This window comes from Lederbergia sp. NSJ-179 (assembly GCF_022867885.1).
Lineage (GTDB): Bacteria > Bacillota > Bacilli > Bacillales > Bacillaceae_C > Lederbergia.
In genome coordinates this window covers 1-18,493 of the sequence record NZ_JALIFP010000027.1, presented here as the reverse complement: position 1 = coordinate 18,493, position 18,493 = coordinate 1, and the positions used below count along the sequence as shown (strand labels likewise).

The window sequence follows — 18,493 nt, the reverse complement described above, 5'->3', positions numbered from 1 at the left end:
TAACATTCCGAAAAACAAACAGATCATTTTTATAGTTGAAAGAAACTACGAACCTTCCTAACGAGAATTCCCCTTCACCCGCTTCAACATTGCGACAATCAAAAAACTAACAATTACTAATAAAACCCAAGAGCTGACTTTTCCTAAATGGACAAGGCTCCATGCTTCTGCCTGATTTGGATATGTCCAAGCTCCAAAGAATGTGGCAATATTTTCGGCGATCCAGATGAAAAAGCCGATCAGCATAAAAGAAAAGGCAAGTGGCATCCGGTAACATGCTCCGTTAACTTCGTATGTCACCCACGTTTTCCAGAAGACAATGATCACAAGTCCAGCTAACCACCACCGAATATCGATCCAATAATGATGGGTAAAAAAGTTTAGGTAAATGGCTGCGGCGAGCGGCGCAACGATCAGAAATGGTGGCCATTTAATTAGGTCAATCTTCAACCGCCTCCATGCCTGACAGAGATAGCTTGCGACACTTGCGTACATAAATCCGCTATACAACGGCACGCCGAAAATTTTAAAATATCCTTCCTCTGGATATGACCATGAGCCCATATGTACTTTAAAAAGTTCGAGAGCAAGCCCAATCAGGTGAAACATGGTGATCACCTTTAATTCGTCTTTAGTTTCAAGCCCGGAACGCACCATCCACCACTGCATGAGAAGACAAATGATCAGCATCCAGTCGTATCGCCCAAGAAATGGAAGTGGTAAAATTTTCGTCAAAGCTAAGGCGGAAAAAATAACAACAGGAAACAAACAGGACAGCGCCTGCTCCCAACCAAAATGAATGAGTTGTTTACTGGCTCTCAAGCTTTTCGCTTTTAAAGTTTTTTTCTGTGACTTATTTTCAATGGCTAAATTCATCGCTAACCCCTCTTTTTGCAATGTATTTGAATGGAACTCGCCAGTTTCTTCCACACTTTTCTCCTATTCATCCTGAATGCCTTCATTATTTTGGTATTCTAAAATATCTCCAGGTTGACATTCTAAAGCCTTACAAATTGCATCTAATGTTGATAAGCGAATCGCTTTGGCTTTTCCATTTTTCAAAATCGAAAGGTTCGCCATCGTGATTCCAACCTTCTCTGAAAGTTCTGTCACACTCATCTTCCTTTTAGCCAACATCACATCAATATTGATGATAATTGCCATCCTATTCACCTCAGACCGTTAAGTCATTTTCCGATTTTATAGCGATCGCCTCTTTTAAAAGTCTTTGCAGAACAGCCGCAAAGACGGCGATGACCAAAGAAGCAAAAATAATGATCAATCCAATGACGAGGATTCCAGGAGCATCATCTACCTCCGCTATAAGATAGAACAGTGGCATGCCCACGACATAAAAGCTACTAATCGAGATCGCACAATATTTTATATTTTTCAAAGCTTTTACAGAGATGTCTGCGAACGCCTTGTTTTTGTCAATATAACTTAAAAGTTTAAATGCCTGATACAGGGCAATAAAAATCGGGATCGCTGATATATACATCACAATTAAAATGCCATACAGTACATAAGCAAACTCCGAATAACTATCCACTGCCTCTTTGGCGACCATTGGTAATCCAAATAAACATAAGGCAAGAATGGGAGTCCCAATCAGAAAAACAGCTATTTTCAAAAAAAGCGTTGAGCCTCGTTTCATAAAAAGCACCTCACTTGGTCAATGTCAAATTGATTTTAACACTTCATTTATCGATTTACAATAAATTTTTATTCCTAATTATGATTTTTTTATTGTTAATTTGTTCTTTCTGTATAATGCAAAATTTAGACTAACTTTATATATATTTACACACAGCCTTTGACATTCGACTACCATACTGGCGGTCGACGGTTTATTGGCCTATGCAAAAGGCAAAAAGCATTTAAACGCTTGGAAAAATTTCAACCAAAAAGTCGGTAATAATGGGGCTGTCGGTATTTATCATGAAACCTATGAACTGAAGAGTGGCCACTATGAATCAGTTTATGGAAATATGCCTTTATATGGGTTAGGTAAGGCGATGACGCATATACCCATTTCGAAGAAAAATATCACTGCAAGGAATCGACTTAATAGGAGTACCTAGACGGGTACTGAAGTATGTTTGCCCTTCCCCCTCTATAAAATGAAAAATGATGGTATGAACGTCCATCATACCATCATTTTTCCAATAAACTTATTATTTTCATGTAAAAAAATTACAATAACATATTGCCTAGAAAGGTTATCCATTCACTACCTGCCCGCCATTCACATGGATGACCTGTCCCGAAATATAGGACGCATCTTTTGAAGCTAAAAAGACATAGGTCGGGGCTAGTTCTTTCGGTTGTCCAGGTCGTTTCAAAGGAACATCTTTCCCCCATGTTTCCAATTTATCTTCAGGAAATGTAGCAGGTATTAGAGGCGTCCATATTGGACCGGGTGCTACACCATTTACTCGAATACCTTTGTCAAGAATTTCTTGATTTTGCGATAATGACCGCGTAAATGAGACAATAGCCCCTTTTGTCGAAGAATAATCCAAAAGTATAGGGTTCCCTTGGTAGGCTGTAATAGATGTTGTGTTAATAATAGAAGCCCCTTCTCCTAAATGTTTCATCGCTGCTTTTGTCAGATAGAACATGGAGAAAATGTTTGTTCGGAAAGTGCGATCCAATTGCTCATTCGTAATCTCTTCAATCCGTTCACAAACATGTTGCTCTCCCGCATTGTTCACTAGTATATCGACATGGCCTAAAGCATCGACTGTTTGTTTTATAACTTGCTGACAGAAACGTTCATCTCCCACATCCCCAGCGATCGTTAAGCAGGTTTGACCATGTTTTTCAACGAGTCTTTTGGTTTCATCTGCATCACTATGTGCCTCATAATAGACAATGGCGATATCTGCTCCTTCTTTGGCATAAGCGACCGCAACCGCCTGACCAATTCCACTGTCACCACCTGTAATAATGGCTACTTTTCCCTTTAATTTTTCGCTGCCTTTATAATCGTCATCTTCAATCTTAGGTAGTGGATTCATTTTGGATTGAGTATCAGGCATCAAATAGTCATCTTGAGGTTCCTGTGTTTTAGGTTCCGGTTTATGATCGTTATTCATGCAATCTCTCCTTTTTAATGTCGATAATGTACATCCTTTACCCATTAAAAAGGAGACTAAAACAAAAATAAGGAGGCTGCCCCCTCAATAGGCGTTCCCCACAACCTATAGCCTCCTGCTATATCCCTGCATTGTAAACTTATTTACAGATGGTCTCTACATTGAATTCCATTTTTCTATTCATTTACTTGGCTGTCTCCAAATAGGTTAATGAAACTTTCAAATTGGCATTCCTCTCTCTGATTCGATCAAGTAATTCTTTATCCTTTGTCGCATTTTTGCTACGAATGGCATATGTGTATAAAATCATTGTACCTAGATTGGTCGTTTCAACTTGTCGAAGTTGATGGGTTTCTGTATATTCTTTAAATATATCATCTAATAAATTTTCGTGATTTAAATTTTCGGGAATGGTCACTTTTAATATTTGTGTATCTTTTCCTCTACCGTAATTAAACCTATAAAGTAAATAAAATATGAAACTACCGAATATGGTTAAAATTATCGCTAAGTCAAATTTAAATAGACCACAGGTCATACCAACGCAAAGACCAAAGAAAATGTATGCGATATCCTTAGCATCTGTTACAGCACTTCTGAAGCGAATTAAAGAAAATACCGCAAACAATCCAAAGGCTACTCCTGAATTACCACTTACAACATTCATCACAACCGAAACGATCACACTCATGATAATAATGGTATGGACAAAAGCTTGAGAATATCGTTCACCTGTAAAAGTCATTTGGTAGACTTTTGTAATGATCAAACTTAGTACTAGTGCAATCATCATAGCAAGTAAACTTTTCCATGCTGTTGCCCCATTTATAACATTATTTGATAAAAAAAACTGACTCATAGCATCCATTCTATAAAACTCCTGCTAATTGTAATTCTTCCTTTATGATACCATTCGGAAGATCTTCACCTTTTAATAACTCCGTGCTTGTGCAAAACTTTGATGCCCCCCTTTGTTCACACTGTAAATCTTGTAAAATACGAGTTAACCACAGAGGCACACTATCGTTTACTTTCACTTCTAAGACAACCAGATTTGTATCAATAAAGTTTCTCCCAAAAGGTCCATGTTCAACAGAAAGATCATCGTTACGACAACGAAGATTAAAATCACATGTTACCCGTAAATCAGGATCGTCGATACCATGCAAAGCATGTCGATCATAACTGACAACCATCTCAGGGTATAATTGATATAATTGACGAAAATAATGAATTTCTCGTAATACTTGTGGATTCGAAGTCTCATAATCTTCTAATGGTAAGTGAAGATTATTTGTTACGTATCGATAGGCATCTGCAAGCGGCATAACCATCCTTCTTTTATTTACGACCTTTTTATGCTTTTGTTTGACTTCAAAAAAAGCTGGCCCATAAATATCCGTATGATTATATACGCGTAATCGAAGCTTTTGCCGGTACTTTAATTTGTTTTTTGTTTCAAAGTAAATTTTGTTATCAGGACTTTCAAAATAAAGAGATGTGATCGTATACTTACCATCGTATCCATTTTTGTCTGGACGCGTCTTGGGAGACATTTGTTTCACTAATTCACTATATTGTTCTTTTGTAATTAAATATTTTTGTTCTTTCCTTCTAAAAATTTCAATTGCCATACTACCACCTACTTATAGATGATGTTCAAAAGTACGGTAAAAATGGATTTTGAATTTCTTCGTCCTTTTTATCCCCCTTTTGAACACGCACTTATACATTAAAAGTCCATCTTTTTTATGAAGCTTTTCACTACTCAATCATCATGATTATCATCAATATCCTTTTCAAGGATTTTACCTGTTTTTGCATCTACTTTTATCTCTACTTCTTTGTTTCCTGTGCTAATCTCCATTTCATATTCAAGATCTTCTGAATCAAAATCTATTTCTGTCACTTCCCCTTGTGTATCACTCAAGGCAATGGAAATGGCTTTTTCCTCTGTAATTGGCATGTTTTTATTTTCGTTTTGCTGGCTCACTTTCGTTTGCTTCGCTCTCTCTTTATCCACCTTTATGACTGCACCGGTAGTAGCATCAATATCTACATCCACATCTTCGTAACCTGGGACAGATAGATCGACTTCATAAATGAAGCGACCATTTTCTTTATCTAATTCAACGCTTTCTAATACCCCATCCACTTCATTTATGGCAATTTCCGTTGCTTTTTGCATTGTAATAATTGAAGATTTCTCTTCTGATTGTGTAATCGGCTTTTTATTGGAAGGTGAAATGGCGTTCGCCCCAACAGCTCCTCCTAAGATGACAAATCCAGCAATCCCTGTAATCAATATATTCCTTTTCATCTTCTATGTCCTCCTTGTATTTTTGATTTAATTACATCATAACCATCCACTATGAGAACATAGGAATGAGAAGATGAGAAATTGATGAGAAGAAGCTTTCGTATTATTCATCCCATTCAATAATCTTTGCCTCCCCAGTAATGGCATGGATTTGAATATTCGCTTCTCGATCATCATCAAGCTCTATTTCCACGAAATAATACAGTTGTCCTTCCGAACTCTCAAGCTCAACATCATCGACTTTGCCGTGGACGGTATCAAGCGCAATCTCTATCGCTTCCGCTTCCGTTATATTCTTCGTTACCTCTTTTGGCGGTTGTTTTTTTTCTTCCTTTGTTTTGATTACTTCCCCGGTTTCTCCGTTTATCGTCATAGACGTCTTATTTTTACTATTTTCGACAATGGCATCATAATAAACCACTTGATTGTCTATCCTTTTTTTTAGCTTTTTAATTTCTCCGGTTTGCTCTTTTTGGATGATCCCTCTTATCTCTTCCTCCGAAAATTTCTGAATGGGTGCTTTTTCCGTTCTAATAATTTCGAGCACATCCCCAGAGGAACGATCAATTTTTATACGGTACTTCCCTGTTTCCAATTTAATGGTCATATCATATATATTATTTGCCAGTTCAATATCGGTCATTTTCCCATTAAATCTTTCTTCAGCCATTTGTTTTACTTCTGCTTCTGATAATGGCTCTCTAAAATTCGATACACCGAGCAATTGCCAGACGATGACGGCAAGTAAAAGGAGAAGGAGAGGGACAGCAATCATTCCTAGTCGACGCCTCATTTTTTTGCTCATACATTTCACTCCATAATCATCATTTTCGTTTTATCATACTGGATGAAAATGAGAATTTAATAAGAATCAGCAAGATCAAGATATATTTTCGCTGTCGTACCTTTTCCTTCTTCACTCTGTAAACGAAGCTGAGCATTCATTGCATCTGCAATTTCCTTTGCAAGCGAAAGGCCGAGACCGAAGCCACCTGTTTTTCTTGTCCTCGCTTTATCTACTCGATAAAAGCGATCAAATACTTTCGTTAATTCTTCAGCGGGGATACCTATTCCAAAATCTATAATTTCAATGAATCCTTTGTCTTCATCTTTATCGATATGAACAGTAATCGGAGCATCACTATATTTACAGGCATTTTCCATTAAAATATAAAACAATTGTTTTAACTTTTTCTGATCAGCGTGAACAATGACGGGCTCTTTCATTTTCAAATCTATTTTCCGGTTAAAAGCTGCACGGAAAGATCGAATCACTCCGCTCGCCAGTTTCTCTACATCAACCGATTGCATCGTCATATTCCACTGATCCTTATGTCTTGCCAACAATAATAATTGTTGTGTCAATTCCCTCATTCGAATCGCCTCGGAATGGATCGCTTCTATCGATTCATGAAAAAGTTCCGGTTGCTGTAACCCACGACGCTTTAATAAATCAGTATATGATTCAATAATTGTAAGCGGCGTTTTCAATTCATGAGAAGCATTCATCACAAACTGTTCCTGGCTTTCATAATTCGTTTCGAGTTGATCGATCATCGCATTAAATGTTTTCCCCATTTGAGATAGTTCATCGTTTGATTGCTTCGGTAGAGAAATACGTTTATATTTTCCACTTCTCCGGATCTCGACCATCGTTTCGATCATCGATACAATCGGTTTAGAGATAAAATTACTTAAAATCTGTGAAGATAATAACACAGGGATAGTAGCAATCAATGTAACTGCAATGAATACAACCCTGAGAGTACGTAAAATATGAGCAGTCCCCTCTAAGCTTTCCGTCAGTTGCAAATTAGCTACCTCTCCACCGCTTGTAATAATAGGTAGAGAAATGAAGGTGTGAGGCATATTTTTATATTCGATTATCTCTCTTGTTTCTCCTTTATAAAAGGAGGTAGGAATATCGATTAAATGTTGTTGGTTGGGATCTGTAAAGATTTCATCAGACTTCCCATTTGTATCAACGATTTTAATCATTCCATTGACAGGCATATAGGCCCTAAGTAAATCTCCAATCTCGACTGTAGCATTCGCAGCATTCATTCCCTCTACAGTTTTTGACGCTTCTGCTGCAGATCTTTCCAATTCATGATCATACATCATCCGACTAAAAGTGACATAGATTGCACTATTAATCAATACAAGTAAGAGAATAAACATTACGGTTGTGTACAAATTTATTTTCGTTTTCAACTTCATCGTTCATCTTTCAGCACATAGCCGACTCCTCTTACCGTATGTATAAGTGAATGGCCATACGGCTTATCAATTTTATTACGTAAATAACGGATATATACATCCACTACATTTGTATCCCCAAAATAATCATATCCCCATACACCATTTAATAATTGCTCCCTATTCAGAACATGGCGCGCATTTTTTAACAAGTAAGCAAGAAGTTCAAACTCTCGCGGTGTCAACTCAATTAAATCTTTCCCCCGATATACTTCCCGCGTATCCTCACTTAGTTTTATATCTGAGAATTGGAGCCAATTAGTATCTGTATCAGGATTGTCTTGTTTGCGATTTAATCTTAACGCTGCCCGAATTCTTGCCAGTAGCTCCTCAATTTGAAATGGCTTCGTGATATAATCATTAGCCCCAAGATCCAGTCCTGCCACTTTGTCCTCGACTGAATCTTTCGCTGTTAATAAAATAACAGGTACACTCGACCCATTTGAACGGATGCGGCGTAATATTTCGATGCCACTCAATCCTGGTAACATGACATCGAGCAAGATTAAATCCCATTCTTCTTTTAAAAACATCGTAGATCCCTCTAGTCCATCATGCACCTTCACCGTTTCATATCCTTCATATGTCAGCTCAAGTTCAAGCACTCTCGCTATTTTCTCCTCATCTTCCACAATTAAAATTCGCGGTTTACTCATTATCATCCCTCGTTCAAAATGATTTGTTGTTATTTTTTCACCAATGCTTAAGGTGGGAAGTTTCGACTTTCTTTATGTTTAGCCTAATGTTTTTCACATTTTGTAGGCATTTTCTTTGCAAATGGCAATAATTAGCCGATAAAACCTAATGTAACAACAAAGCAAGAGCCTGTTTTTGTAAAAAAGATGGAACAAAACAGGCCCTAAAAATAATTTAAGTGTAATCATTAACCATGTTACTTTATTTTTGAATAAAAACAAGTGTCAGCCAGCTTGCTGACCATTGGACTCGCATCCTACGAGCCTCTCGGGGGGCTAGCTGCTGGAGCTAGCCCAGCACTAGCCCAATTTTATACTTTTGTATCTTATAAAAAAACTCTCACCTCCAAGAAATAATTCTTGAGGACGAGAGTTATAGTTTCGCGGTGCCATCTCAGTTGTTGATATGTCACCATACCAACCTCTTCAGATACTTCCATACCCTATTTTTCATATTGGTTGTTAAATACTCAGACACTGATAAATGAAACATTCATAATGAATGCCTTGAATTCGTTTCCCCTCCTTTCACTTCTAGAATTAGACGAAATGTTCTTTACCTGATATAAAAAGCCGGTGGTTCAATACCCAACACTCGCAAATATATATACCCCTGCCCACGGTGATGGATTTCATTTTCCAGCGCGTATTGAAGCCGTTCAATATGGCTTTGCTGCCCGGCGCCAAAAAACGGATCTTCCTTCATCTCGGCAAGTCTTTCATCCGTAACGGAGGACCACATTTCACGTGTCTCCCCACGCATTTTCTCACAAGCCGAAAGCAAATCAGCCTTCGTCGATACCTCCGAAAACACGTCTTTATACTCCCAATCATCACGCGCAATACCCCTCATGAAAGCTCGTTCGACATTCAAAATTTCTTTCACCATCTCCGCAAAAGGCCGAAGCGGTTCTACAGGTGCATAATCAAACAACTTATCTTCTGGAAAAGCCTCCATCGTTCGGATCGTTAACCTTCGATTTCCTTCCAATATCTCCATAAATTCTTCTTTTGAAATCACCAATTCATTCTCTCCTTTGTTATATAGTTTTTGAATCTAATCATTAAGCACCTCTCCCAGATGTTGATAGTTGCGTTGAGGTATACTTAGATTATATAGTAGTTCCCCTGACAACTCCTGTCAGTGAAGTTCATTTTCTTCAACTCTTTCCCCTAACATCCAGTGACTCTACCTAATTTTGTGAAGTAGTCGAAATGCCTTTTCCAGCTCCTTTAAAACCATAATTTATCATATAAAAATAGAATAAATCTTAGGTATTTTGAAGTAAAGAATAAAACAGTCGTTTTATTCGACCCTACGCTGGCAAGGGTCTAGCTACCGTAGTCACCCAAGTCTTTCGGTCTCCGAAGAGCACACCAAAGGGCTGGCGTTACCAAAGCTACTCAAATCCCCGCATGGCAATCCTTCCATTGGAATTTTCACACCCAAGTGTCCATGCAGACATTCAAGCTTAAGGAAACGATTTTATGAAAACGGAACCTCTATTCTTTGATTTAACGACCTATCTAAAATAAGAAAATCATGCAAGAAACATAATCTTGTGTGGAAATGGACTTTTTTCCTTTTCGTTAACAAATCATCATGCCATTTTTTAACCGCTTTCCAGTGTTTGAATAAATCCGTAAGTTGTTGTCCCTCTTCTGCTTCCTTTGCGAAAAGGACTGACGTCAATTCTTTCGGAATCTTTTCTTCAAAACCCATAGCTCTACGCGCTAAAACAAAAGCGGCTGATTGATGAATGGACAAACCATAGGTTTGCTGATATTTCATTTTTCCAATAAAACTTGAATAATAAGGTTTCACTTCCATCAAGGCAATATTTGCTTTGAAGCAACCAGAAACAATGGCTTTTGTCATACTGCTAAAAGAAAAGTTGCTCGCCATTCGATTAAAAGCAGCACCTTTATTTTGCTGCAGGAACTTTAATTCTTCAATGCCTAACGTATCAATGCCAAACGATTTTATCCATTGTAAAACGTCTAAAACCGTATTTTGGATTATCCAATCGCGTTTATTCGCAGATACCGTGTTGAGATCGTGCATCCAAAATACTTTGGATGCCCTAAAATTACCATCCGGATAGGTAATGGTAACAGCTACATTATCAGGATTCATATCTACCCCTGCTATTCCTTTGTCAAAATGAGGAACCGTCGTGATGTGGCTTTCTAAAGATAGTCGGATTTCATATTTTCCTTTTATTCGTAGGATTCTGACAGAATAAGCTTCTCCCGTTTCTAAATACGAAGCAATCAAAAAGGCGAATTTATCTGGAATTCGCACCGTAAAGGTCAAACGGTCTCCGCGTTTTGCACGAAGAGGATTTAATACACGCATTTCAAAAAGATTCTCGCCTAAGTAGAACAATTTGATATTTTCATTTCCACCTTTTGATTTTTCACCACGAGAATAAATCGCGTTACTTCGTTTATCTCGCCATTCTTCTTTCGTTATTTTCCCATTTTTCAACTCTCGAAAAAGTTGTTTGGAACCATCGACCATTTTGGGAACCGTTCCATGATCCACATGATATTGAAAATAGTCCCTTTGTTTGGTCACTTTCTTCAACTGTGATTCTTTGTATTTTCTTTTCTCTACTTTATTGTTGGATGTAGAGAGCCGAATAATTTGGTTTTTTAACTTTTCTATTTTCCTCTCGTTGTCTTGTATGTAGGTAGGGAGCAATTCTTTTTGCGAGGAAATAGAAGCTTCTGCTTCCAGGAAAGCATCTCTCATGTAACGAGTATTATCAATAAATAAGGGCTTCGCTAGATTCGTAGCCTCTTTTCGATTATAGCCTTCGAAAATGCGCTCTCGTAAATAACGCTTTGCTGATTGGAACTTGCGCATCAACTCATCTAAAATCAGCGTTTCTGTTTCTTCTGGATCTTGCACAATGCCAGGATAGGTTAAATGGACAGAAACTTTTTTCTTAGCCATCAAAGATGCTCTCCTTTCTCATTCTCATTGTTCAGTTTATCCATTTGATATCTTATTTTTCTTGCTCCCCGTTGACCATACAATCGTGCAGAAAACGACGTGATGATCGAAATCATATCCTCAACCATTTCTTCGTTTAACGATTGATCATCTTTTGTTTCAATTCATTCAATTTTAGTTTTATGAGAATCGCAATATCTTTCAATATAGTTAAATCCAAATCTTGCCATTCTATCTTTATATTCAGCCAATACGACATGTATATCTTCGTTAGCAACCCTTTTCATAAGTCAGTTCAATTGTCTCCGGTTCTCATTTATCCCAGAAGCTACTTCCTCATATACTTCAATGATGTGATAACCTCTTTTTAACGCGTATTCCTTTAACCGACTCGTTTGTCTTTCAAGATTTCCTGATTTTTGTTGTTTTTTCGTAGACACTCTTGAGTAAATGATGCAATTCACTTTATCATCCAACTTTATTGTATCTAAACCTAAAAGTTTTTCAATTTCACTCTTTTTATAACGACGGTGCCCACTTTCTAGTCTGACAGGATGGACTAACCCTTTTTCTTCCCATCTTAAAATGGTTAACCCCGAAACATTCATCATTTCAAGTACCTGTTTTTGGGTTTAAAAAACAGACATTTGCAACTACCTCTGATTGTGCAGATTGTGCAGCATTAAACAAAATAATTATTGCATTTTATTTAACTAAATTATATCATTTATAATGTTTTTTGAACAACTGTTGTACCACCTATGGGTAATGACGTATTAATTTTCTCCACACTTGATCTGGACGAAAGAGTTCATTCGTCTATCTCGATCATTTTTGGAGTCCCCAGTAGTAAATTTGTTGATCAATTTCTTCTATTTGTTTTGTTAAATAATTATGTTTACTTCATTTAAAGCACTGATTGAAAGGCCTCCTTCATAATTATCATGTCATGCCATAAATGGTACAATAGAGAATGTGGAGGTGTCGTATGAATTTCATCGTAAGATGGTTTCCTGGTTCGTTTGTGATGACTGGTGGTTTGTTCACCATTTACCACTTTATAATGATGATCAAAGAGACGGAGGAAGCTCATGCCCAACAAAGCGGTCCACTCCTTGTAGCCCTTACCGGTTTCACACTCCTATTAAGCGGCTCGTTGATTGTTCCTCTTTTTTTCGGCGCGATCGTAGCGCTAATTGGCTTTATTATGTTGTGGAAAACAAATCTTGCTCTGTCGTTTTCTACACTGATCTTATCGCTTGTCCTGTTAAATTGGATCGGTTTTTTCCTCTCATTCAGCGGAAGTTTAGTGGGCCTCATTTGTTGGGGACGAAATGGGAATAAAAGGTTAAAGGAATGAAGCAAAGGGCTGCGGTGATTTTTTTAGAATAGAGTGAAGAGGGTTTATTATATTTTTGTCACCAATGTTCGAACATAATTTCTGATTATCAAAAAGACTGCTTTACCATCAATAATTCTACCAGCTCTTTTGTTTTTCTTTTTTATGGTATTTGTTACAATCGGTGAATTTAATTCATGATTTTCGTTATTCTCCCACCTATCGCATTCAATCAACTCAGTCATTAATTTGAAACCCATACAAAAGGGACTAATCGTACATAACAAAAAAATGAGATTTCATCTTACATATTCACATTTTTTATACAGATAATAGGAGAAAGTCATGACAACCCTGAATTCATTCATTGATATGTGTCATTACAAATGAGAGTTGATAAAAATGTTCCTCATACTTCTTAATATCATGATCCTGCTCATAGTCGTCTTTTTTATTGTAAAGAAAAGGCTTAATCTGCTTGAGAACTTATTTATTTTCATGATTCAGGAATTTTTAATTACAAGTTATTTTAGTGTTTTATATATCAATTTAAAAGTATGGAAAATAACGGAAAGTCATGAACTATTTATTATTTTTCGACTTTACGAAATAATCACAATCCCGCTGTTACACTTAACGTATTTCAATTTATTGGTTACCATTAAATCTCGTTTGACCAAATTAATATTCACGATCCTTTTTGTAGCCATTCTATATGGTGTTGAGTTTCTGCTTGTTAAAGGGAAGGTCATTCACTATAACGAGTGGCATTTTTGGCAATCACTTCTCATCATTTCTTTCGTTCTGCTTATTTCGTATCTACTGCAATTAAGTTTCAAACAGGTCTTACGCAAGGAAGGGATTTGAATATGCTACCTTTACAATTACCTAAAACATTTGACGAGAATGAGTGGTTTATCATCATTGGAATCATCATTTCTTATTCTTTTATATTTTGGCTTCCTAAACGTTTTCCTTTAAGTCTTATCATTCTTATGTTGCTTTTTTGGCTCGACTGCTGCAAGAATCCATGACCATTTATTGTCGTCACCTGATTTAGACTTATACAGTATCATGGATTCAGGGAAATATGAATTATTTGACGTCATTTCATATTGTTTATATGCACCATTCTCCTATATCTATGTCTATCTATATGAAAGATTAAAAGTACGAGGTTTCTGGATATTACTTTATATTGTCATTTCTTCACTTATTGGAACAATGTTTGAAGGAATAGCCGTTAAATTTAATATTTTTAACTACAGCGGATGGAAATTATCCTACTCATTTAGTGTTTACTTAATGGTGCAACCATTTACTTTGTTTTTTTACCATAAAATTAAACATTTTCATCATTTGCAAACGACAAATAAGTAGGATATAAGGCTTCCTATGGATGTCAAATCAAAATCCCTAACTACATTTAAAGGAAATTCCTCTTATTTAACAACAAGTATTTTTTATACCTCCAGCTAAGGAAGTGTAAAACGGTTGCTAAAAGGCTGCAAAGGCTAACACGACAAAATGGTGTTAATCTTCCTTTTCACAAACAGGGCAAATTATCCCCTCTTTTCTTTAACTATGTAATAAAGGAGATGCCACTGACGGGATTCGAACCCGCACTCGTTTCCTAAGCTTAGGCTAAGGGAGAACACGCTTCCCTACGGAATTTCACCGGCAGGAATTGCACCTGCCTCAGCTATTTTTGCTTTTCGGTGCTTCTGAAACCTTTGCCTTGCGACCCGGCTCTACAATTTGTTTTCCGGCGCTCTTCCCTTCTGGAGCTACAGTGGCGATTTGAAGGTATGTTTATTGTACCAAAATTGTGTTGTTGGTCCCCCTTCTTCATTTTACTGCTTTTGAGCACTCTAAGATTATGAATCTATCTCTATTAATTTTGATTGTAGATAAATTTTTATTTCTTCCACATCATCCAAATCTCTTTTAGGAAGTATATAGGCACTTACGGAGCTGTTATAAAGATAGATGTTATGTTTGTCTTCTTTAACCGTTTTTATACCAGACCACGTTACTTTGGTTTCACGATTAGAAGCCGAATCGACAATTCCCTCCTCTGACAAAATCATACGATGTTCACCTAATAGACCATCATTTTCCCCCTCTTTTATTAATTTCTTCGTATGACGGATCACGTAATGATAGAAATATTTTGGATAGAACATAATCCATAGAATACTTATTAGTAAAAAAGGGATAAGTAACCCAAATAAAGACATATCCCCCATTTTTGAAAGTACATAGGGTATAACAATAAAGACGATAGGTATTAAAAATCTTTGCATTTTCATCGCTTTTTTTGCCGTTTTTGAATTTTTGACATGGAACAGATTAAAGTTTAGATAATCCTCTTCTGTTAGGTTGTATTTTATCTCCATTGAAATCCCCCTTTTTTTATTCAAACACTTTGAGCAAAAGATTCACTCATTCTGGCTTCACTCATAAAGTGAAACTTCATTTAGTGGGGGTTTTTTCATCCCCCACTGATGAGAAGATCAAAGGCTAAATTCGCGACGTCCTGTCGCAACGCCTTTGTGACCAACATCCTGTTGGCCTGAACGAATCGGGGATTTGACTTTCAGTTGATCCCCCACTTGCAATTCTTGTTTTCCCTCGAATTCTCGAAGTGGGGGTCTTACTGCCAGTTAATTCGGGATAAATTCTAATTCAATATGGTAGTTTTTATTTGAGTAAAGTCTTTACATTTCCATTTCTATCCCCAATCACAAGCGTATCAGCCATATGAACAAAAAGACCATTCTCCACTACACCGGGAATCATATTTAGCCTATTATTCAGGGCATGGGCATCTTGTATTTTCTCGAAAAAACAATCCAATAGATAATTTCCATTGTCTGTAATAAACGGGACATCATTTTCCATTCGTAATGTAGGTTTGCAACCCAATGATCGTATCTGATTATAAGTCACTTTCCATCCAAATTGGACAATTTCAACGGGTAAAGGAAACTGACCTAAATTCGTCACGTATTTGGTTTCATCCATAACTATAATCAATCTTTTGGAAATGGATGCCACCATTTTTTCGCGTAATAAGGCTCCTCCCCCACCTTTTATAAGTTCAAAATTCGGATTGGCTTCATCAGCACCATCTATTGCTAAATCTAATTGGTTTATTGAAGACAAACTTACTAATGGAATCCCTAATTCAATGGCTAGCTTTTCAGTGTGTATAGAGGTAGGTACCCCTTTAATATCAAGTCCTTTTTTTACTAACTCGCCCAGCTTTAAAATGGACCAATAAACTGTTGAACCCGTCCCAAGGCCTAGTAGCATTCCATCTTTGACATATTCTATTGCTTTTTCACCCGCAAGCCTTTTAGCATTCATATAATCCTCCACAAATAATCGTTTCATTTTGTTATAACAACTACGTTTGTATAAATACTTCTTCATGACTTCTTCTAAATTTTAACATAGATATCCAAATTTTCATTCCATTTGTTATTCAAGTATATGTGTAACGCGACAATCTATTATCACTCGGTTATTCATACAACATGGTGTACAAGTTGTGTCGTTTCACTTTTCCAATCTGTAGGAGGATTATCGTTCATTTTATTCGCAATAAAGGCACCTATTGTTATTGTAATCAACAGGGACAATAAGACCCATGTTAATTTACGATTAAATATTTTCATTAATTCGTTTGCTATTAATCCCTTCATTTCTTTTCCTCCATTATTTCCAAGAATTTATCTTCAAGGGTTTGCTCCTGCAATTGCATGCTATATACCTGAATACCCTGATCCAACAACAGCTTGTTTATCTTTGGGATTTGATCTTTATTCATCTGAATCGATAATTTTCCGGGTTGACCTGCTGACATAACCGTTTTGTGTAAATCGGCAATCACTTGTTTTGCTTGTTCTATTTGGGCAGGCTCTACTTCGAGACATACACGGGAAACTTCACTATTATAAATAAAGTCCTGTACCTCCTGGATACTGACCAGTTTCCCCTTTTGCAAAACTGCTATCCTGTCACACATCAATTCCATCTCTGAAAGCAGGTGGCTGGAAACAAACACCGCTACCCCTTCCTGATGGGCAAGGTTTTTCAAATCATTACGAAGTTTATGAATCCCGGCCGGGTCTAGTCCGTTCGTTGGTTCGTCCAATATTAAAAGGGACGGATGATGCAACAGTGCTTGGGCAATCCCTAACCGCTGGCGCATCCCGAGAGAGTAGGTACTTACTTTCTCATGAATGCTAACCTTTAATCCAACGCTTTCTGCTATCTCGTTTATGCGCGCTTTGGAAACACCGGGAACCATTCGTGCAAAATGCTTTAAATTTTGATATCCCGTTAAATATTTATATAAGTCAGGATTTTCCACGATCGCTCCTACATTTCGGATTTCCTTTTCAAAGTCCTTTGTAATGCTGTGATCTTTGATGATAATATCTCCCTGGCTGATTTTAATCAGTCCGACCATCATGCGAATGGTCGTTGTTTTCCCAGCTCCATTGGAAGCATGTATATATAGACAACTAGCTTTAAGCCTTGCTGGTCAAGGGGTTACAAAAAAATAAAGACAATTAAACATATCTATAATCACACCTAAAACGTCATTTGAACGGTATTTTACCGATCAATGGCGTTTTTAAGTGGAAAACAAAGTAATGTACTAGATGTAGAACTAAAATCAAAATAGTATTTAATACCAAAAAGCATGCTATAATAAATCCACATATATAATGTCGATAGGAGGATTTTAAAATGCCATATAAAGCATATAGAGATATTAATAAGACCCTAGAAATCAAGGCTCACGATACTACAATAGTTGATGTAGGCAAAATATTTTACTGTCATACAAAAGATTGCAAAGCTGAAATGAGTTTGGTAAGTGGTGGCGATCCAGAACGTGCTCATTTCAGAAGACGTTCAAGTGGCCCAAAGCATGCTAGTGTATTCTGTACAGCTGATGGAATTTTTGATCCTACAAAATATAATGAGTCTAAATTTAATTTTAATGACATTTCTGATAAACTGATAAATCCTATTAGTAGTTCTAGAAGAAAAGTTGGAAAAGGAACTAGAGCTTTAACTGGTGGAGGAGGTGAAAAGTCAATATCTACAATTTTTCAAATCTATTGTATGTGTCGCAAATACGATATATATAATAATTACCTGTCTGATAATATTCTTGCAGACGAAAGAAATTTTGATAGATATAGAAATGGAATTGTAGGAAAGAAAATTGTTCAATGCACACCCTACCATAAGTTTCAAGATGAGTTTGCATATAAAATGAACTATCCGTCGTACCCAAACGGGAAACATATTAAATTGAACTTTTCAACTGAAAAATTATTTTGGGATTACTACAATAAATTCAAAGGGGAAAAGAAGTATAAAGAATTAATGATTGTGTTAGGAAATTGGACCTTATCACAATCGAATGAGGAATATATATCAGAATGTACTATTAACAGTAATAGGCAAATACATTTCTTAAAAAAGTGAGAACACCAGCCTTTTGATTATTAATGACTCAAGTTTCGGAGTAAAAAAATACTCATAACTCCTTGCCATACTTGGCTTTTGATTGAAAAAAATATTAAGTAAACACAAAAAACACCCTATTCTTTGGTAAAATATTGGTATCGACACCAACCAAAGAAAGGATGTTTTCTGTGTCTACCATTTTACCAAATTCTACTGAAAATGAAAAATCTAATTCCCGTATGCTACAATTTTTCACACAAGCAAAGATTGGGACATTCCTGCATCAAGCTAATATACGCAAGGAAAAAGGGTTCTCACCAC

The 18,493-nt window shown here is 36.7% G+C and carries 20 protein-coding genes and 1 pseudogene; 4 read left to right on the top strand and 17 right to left on the bottom strand.

Annotation, left to right across the window (positions count from 1 at the left end):
- Positions 1-57: 57 nt before the first annotated feature.
- The 3 genes from MUB24_RS16595 to MUB24_RS16585 form a co-directional block, all read right to left on the bottom strand.
- Positions 58-822: a DUF817 domain-containing protein gene (locus MUB24_RS16595; protein ID WP_244706096.1), complete on the bottom strand. Its 765-nt coding sequence runs from the start codon at positions 820-822 to the stop codon at positions 58-60.
- A gap of 117 nt (positions 823-939) precedes the next feature.
- Entirely contained in the window at positions 940-1,164 is a 225-nt protein-coding gene (locus MUB24_RS16590; RefSeq protein ID WP_244706035.1) for a helix-turn-helix domain-containing protein, read from the bottom strand.
- Between the two features lie 10 nt (positions 1,165-1,174).
- Entirely contained in the window at positions 1,175-1,657 is a 483-nt protein-coding gene (locus tag MUB24_RS16585; protein WP_244706032.1) for a DUF2975 domain-containing protein, read from the bottom strand.
- A 196-nt stretch (positions 1,658-1,853) separates the two neighbouring features.
- Between MUB24_RS16585 and MUB24_RS16580 the strand changes: the two genes are divergently transcribed.
- Complete coding sequence (locus MUB24_RS16580; protein WP_313898464.1) at positions 1,854-2,084, top strand: monooxygenase family protein; 231 nt, start codon at positions 1,854-1,856, stop codon at positions 2,082-2,084.
- Between the two features lie 138 nt (positions 2,085-2,222).
- Here MUB24_RS16580 and MUB24_RS16575 read toward each other — a convergent pair whose 3' ends face one another.
- The 10 genes and pseudogenes from MUB24_RS16575 to MUB24_RS23705 form a co-directional block, all read right to left on the bottom strand.
- Positions 2,223-3,101: an SDR family oxidoreductase gene (locus MUB24_RS16575; RefSeq protein ID WP_280517041.1), complete on the bottom strand. Its 879-nt coding sequence runs from the start codon at positions 3,099-3,101 to the stop codon at positions 2,223-2,225.
- A 184-nt stretch (positions 3,102-3,285) separates the two neighbouring features.
- Complete coding sequence (locus MUB24_RS16570; RefSeq protein ID WP_244706030.1) at positions 3,286-3,969, bottom strand: DUF4956 domain-containing protein; 684 nt, start codon at positions 3,967-3,969, stop codon at positions 3,286-3,288.
- Between the two features lies 1 nt (position 3,970).
- The gene (locus MUB24_RS16565) at positions 3,971-4,735 is read right to left on the bottom strand and encodes a polyphosphate polymerase domain-containing protein (protein WP_244706028.1); all 765 of its coding nucleotides are present in this window, start codon (positions 4,733-4,735) and stop codon (positions 3,971-3,973) included.
- Positions 4,736-4,869: 134 nt separating this feature from the next.
- The gene (locus MUB24_RS16560; protein ID WP_244706026.1) at positions 4,870-5,421 is read right to left on the bottom strand and encodes a PepSY domain-containing protein; all 552 of its coding nucleotides are present in this window, start codon (positions 5,419-5,421) and stop codon (positions 4,870-4,872) included.
- A 103-nt stretch (positions 5,422-5,524) separates the two neighbouring features.
- Positions 5,525-6,226 carry a PepSY domain-containing protein gene (locus tag MUB24_RS16555; RefSeq protein WP_244706024.1) on the bottom strand — a complete coding sequence of 234 codons (702 nt, stop codon included), beginning with the start codon at positions 6,224-6,226 and terminating at the stop codon, positions 5,525-5,527.
- Positions 6,227-6,282: 56 nt separating this feature from the next.
- Positions 6,283-7,641: a sensor histidine kinase gene (locus tag MUB24_RS16550; RefSeq protein ID WP_244706022.1), complete on the bottom strand. Its 1,359-nt coding sequence runs from the start codon at positions 7,639-7,641 to the stop codon at positions 6,283-6,285.
- On the bottom strand, positions 7,638-8,336 hold the full coding sequence (locus tag MUB24_RS16545) for a response regulator transcription factor (RefSeq protein ID WP_244706020.1): 699 nt from the start codon (positions 8,334-8,336) through the stop codon (positions 7,638-7,640). The genes MUB24_RS16550 and MUB24_RS16545 overlap by 4 nt, the downstream gene beginning before the upstream one ends.
- Before the next feature lie 595 nt (positions 8,337-8,931).
- Positions 8,932-9,396, bottom strand: a complete 465-nt coding sequence (locus MUB24_RS16540) for a DinB family protein (protein WP_244706092.1) — start codon at positions 9,394-9,396, stop codon at positions 8,932-8,934.
- 465 nt (positions 9,397-9,861) lie between these two features.
- Positions 9,862-11,337, bottom strand: a complete 1,476-nt coding sequence (locus tag MUB24_RS16535; protein WP_244706018.1) for a hypothetical protein — start codon at positions 11,335-11,337, stop codon at positions 9,862-9,864.
- A gap of 290 nt (positions 11,338-11,627) precedes the next feature.
- Positions 11,628-11,951, bottom strand: a pseudogene (locus MUB24_RS23705) (recombinase family protein); the annotation flags it as partial.
- Between the two features lie 374 nt (positions 11,952-12,325).
- Here MUB24_RS23705 and MUB24_RS16525 point away from each other — a divergent pair.
- Both MUB24_RS16525 and MUB24_RS16520 read left to right on the top strand, forming a co-directional pair.
- The gene (locus MUB24_RS16525) at positions 12,326-12,697 is read left to right on the top strand and encodes a hypothetical protein (protein WP_244706014.1); all 372 of its coding nucleotides are present in this window, start codon (positions 12,326-12,328) and stop codon (positions 12,695-12,697) included.
- Between the two features lie 381 nt (positions 12,698-13,078).
- Entirely contained in the window at positions 13,079-13,543 is a 465-nt protein-coding gene (locus MUB24_RS16520) for a hypothetical protein (protein ID WP_244706012.1), read from the top strand.
- Between the two features lie 1,010 nt (positions 13,544-14,553).
- Here MUB24_RS16520 and MUB24_RS16515 read toward each other — a convergent pair.
- From MUB24_RS16515 to MUB24_RS16500, 4 genes are all read right to left on the bottom strand, one after another.
- Positions 14,554-15,075 (bottom strand): YcxB family protein, encoded by a 522-nt coding sequence (locus tag MUB24_RS16515; protein ID WP_244706010.1) that lies wholly within the window; start codon positions 15,073-15,075, stop codon positions 14,554-14,556.
- Between the two features lie 304 nt (positions 15,076-15,379).
- Positions 15,380-16,048: a ribose-5-phosphate isomerase RpiA gene (gene rpiA, locus MUB24_RS16510; RefSeq protein ID WP_244706008.1), complete on the bottom strand. Its 669-nt coding sequence runs from the start codon at positions 16,046-16,048 to the stop codon at positions 15,380-15,382.
- A gap of 161 nt (positions 16,049-16,209) precedes the next feature.
- Positions 16,210-16,386: a hypothetical protein gene (locus MUB24_RS16505; RefSeq protein ID WP_244706006.1), complete on the bottom strand. Its 177-nt coding sequence runs from the start codon at positions 16,384-16,386 to the stop codon at positions 16,210-16,212.
- Positions 16,383-17,201 (bottom strand): ABC transporter ATP-binding protein, encoded by an 819-nt coding sequence (locus tag MUB24_RS16500; RefSeq protein ID WP_313898468.1) that lies wholly within the window; start codon positions 17,199-17,201, stop codon positions 16,383-16,385. The genes MUB24_RS16505 and MUB24_RS16500 overlap by 4 nt, the downstream gene beginning before the upstream one ends.
- Positions 17,202-17,440: 239 nt before the next feature.
- Between MUB24_RS16500 and MUB24_RS16495 the strand changes: the two genes are divergently transcribed.
- Positions 17,441-18,190, top strand: a complete 750-nt coding sequence (locus tag MUB24_RS16495; protein WP_244706002.1) for a hypothetical protein — start codon at positions 17,441-17,443, stop codon at positions 18,188-18,190.
- Positions 18,191-18,493 lie beyond the last annotated feature (303 nt).

Coding starts and splice junctions, on each gene's coding strand:
- MUB24_RS16515 (WP_244706010.1), bottom strand. CDS start 15,075: ATGGAGATAAAATACAACCTAACAGAAGAGGATTATCTAAACTTTAAT.
- MUB24_RS16535 (WP_244706018.1), bottom strand. CDS start 11,337: ATGGCTAAGAAAAAAGTTTCTGTCCATTTAACCTATCCTGGCATTGTG.
- MUB24_RS16525 (WP_244706014.1), top strand. CDS start 12,326: ATGAATTTCATCGTAAGATGGTTTCCTGGTTCGTTTGTGATGACTGGT.
- MUB24_RS16555 (WP_244706024.1), bottom strand. CDS start 6,226: ATGAGCAAAAAAATGAGGCGTCGACTAGGAATGATTGCTGTCCCTCTC.
- MUB24_RS16590 (WP_244706035.1), bottom strand. CDS start 1,164: ATGGCAATTATCATCAATATTGATGTGATGTTGGCTAAAAGGAAGATG.
- MUB24_RS16520 (WP_244706012.1), top strand. CDS start 13,079: ATGTTCCTCATACTTCTTAATATCATGATCCTGCTCATAGTCGTCTTT.
- MUB24_RS16560 (WP_244706026.1), bottom strand. CDS start 5,421: ATGAAAAGGAATATATTGATTACAGGGATTGCTGGATTTGTCATCTTA.
- MUB24_RS16495 (WP_244706002.1), top strand. CDS start 17,441: ATGCCATATAAAGCATATAGAGATATTAATAAGACCCTAGAAATCAAG.
- MUB24_RS16505 (WP_244706006.1), bottom strand. CDS start 16,386: ATGAAGGGATTAATAGCAAACGAATTAATGAAAATATTTAATCGTAAA.
- MUB24_RS16575 (WP_280517041.1), bottom strand. CDS start 3,101: ATGAATAACGATCATAAACCGGAACCTAAAACACAGGAACCTCAAGAT.
- MUB24_RS16545 (WP_244706020.1), bottom strand. CDS start 8,336: ATGAGTAAACCGCGAATTTTAATTGTGGAAGATGAGGAGAAAATAGCG.
- MUB24_RS16565 (WP_244706028.1), bottom strand. CDS start 4,735: ATGGCAATTGAAATTTTTAGAAGGAAAGAACAAAAATATTTAATTACA.
- MUB24_RS16585 (WP_244706032.1), bottom strand. CDS start 1,657: ATGAAACGAGGCTCAACGCTTTTTTTGAAAATAGCTGTTTTTCTGATT.
- MUB24_RS16570 (WP_244706030.1), bottom strand. CDS start 3,969: ATGGATGCTATGAGTCAGTTTTTTTTATCAAATAATGTTATAAATGGG.
- MUB24_RS16550 (WP_244706022.1), bottom strand. CDS start 7,641: ATGAAGTTGAAAACGAAAATAAATTTGTACACAACCGTAATGTTTATT.
- rpiA (WP_244706008.1), bottom strand. CDS start 16,048: ATGAATGCTAAAAGGCTTGCGGGTGAAAAAGCAATAGAATATGTCAAA.